General features: G+C 56.9%; 2 protein-coding genes. One reads left to right on the top strand and one right to left on the bottom strand.

Annotation, left to right across the window (positions count from 1 at the left end; genetic code table 11):
- Positions 1-59 precede the first annotated feature (59 nt).
- The gene (locus OKB81_RS20350; RefSeq protein ID WP_160838395.1) at positions 60-242 is read right to left on the bottom strand and encodes a DUF4250 domain-containing protein; all 183 of its coding nucleotides are present in this window, start codon (positions 240-242) and stop codon (positions 60-62) included.
- Positions 243-476: 234 nt separating this feature from the next.
- Here OKB81_RS20350 and OKB81_RS20345 point away from each other — a divergent pair, with 234 nt between their 5' ends.
- On the top strand, positions 477-956 hold the full coding sequence (locus OKB81_RS20345; RefSeq protein WP_113978767.1) for a cell division inhibitor: 480 nt from the start codon (positions 477-479) through the stop codon (positions 954-956).
- Positions 957-1,326 lie beyond the last annotated feature (370 nt).

Here is a 1,326-nt window from a genome sequence, read left to right as displayed (position 1 = left end):
GAGTATAAGATCACACCCAGATCGGTCGGTCAAATCCTCTTAACATTGCTTCAAAACGTTCACGATCTCGCCCTGGGGTCGTAGTGATACCCGATCTGTTGCAGACGGGTAGCCAGCTGATCTTCTGTCATGTCGTAGTAAGCCAGCAGCTCTTCCAGACCATCACACTCCAGCCGCAGCTTCTCGTTGATGATCCCGAGCAGAATGTTCGCATCCAGTCGTTGCAAGGTACTAACGTCCATCTCGCTCCCTCCTCTCCCCATACAGGACTGTATAACCATGAGCGCCGACCCGAAGTTTGTCTACAGGTTAAAAAACACCCTGTATAAGGAAGATATAAATATTCTTTTTAATCATGGAGTTAAAATCATCCCCTGTTAATCGGCTCACACTTTTAGCCACAAATCACTTGTCACTCCTTGCGAACAGAACTACTGTATGCGCATACAGCATGGTTATTCATACAGGAACGACATATGAGCCAGCCCCTGAATCTTTGCCCCCCTTCCTCCTCTGCCGGTCTGATCACCACCTGGCCCACTCGCCATCAGAGCAAGATGGGACAAGAGCAGCGGCGCGGCCCTCTCCATCAGGAAGCGCCGCTGCTGGATGCCCTGGGGCAACTGAGTCAGTCCGACAGTGGCTGGATCCTGCTCGTCGCCCCGCCAGGTCTGCCCGCCGCCGCGCAATTGCAGGCCAGAGGGATCAATCCTGCCAGGGTGCTTGTCGTGCACGCCCCCAAGATCAAGAATTGGCAGCGCCTGCTGGAGCAGAGCCTGATCAATGGTCACTGTGCCGCCGTGCTGACCTGGCTGCCCGAACAGGTCGCCCTGGACCGGAGCACATTGAACACCCTGGGCCAGCGCGCCGGTGTCCTGACCCGCTTCTTCGAGCCCTCAACCCCTCTGGGTGGGGCACTGAGCTACGGCGGCCAGGATGTCTACCTGAACCACTGATCGCCCCTTCGGCGTAACAGCCAATGCGCCGGCATTGCCCACCGGGTTATCCAGGCTTCCGACCCGGGATGCCATGACGACAAAGCAGCACAGCAGCACAGCAGCACAGCAGCACAGCAGCACAGCAGCACAGCAGCACAGCAGCACAGCAGCACAGCAGCACAGCAGAGCAGCACAGCAGCACAGCAGCACAGCAGCACAGCAGCACAGCAGCACAGCAGCACAGCAGCACAGCAGCACAGCAGCAGTAAATTTGCTCAGGCCCAGACCGTCAAATGGGGCCCGTAAAAAAGGGTTCTTCGCGGGATCTTGGGGAAGTGGAAGTTGACAGACAGGGTGCTGGTAAACTGGCTGTCTCCAAACACACCAC

The sequence above is a fragment of the Aeromonas sp. QDB56 genome (genome assembly GCF_027705505.1).
Classification (GTDB): Bacteria; Pseudomonadota; Gammaproteobacteria; order Enterobacterales; family Aeromonadaceae; genus Aeromonas; species Aeromonas caviae.
This window is presented reverse-complemented; position numbering and strand designations above follow the sequence as displayed.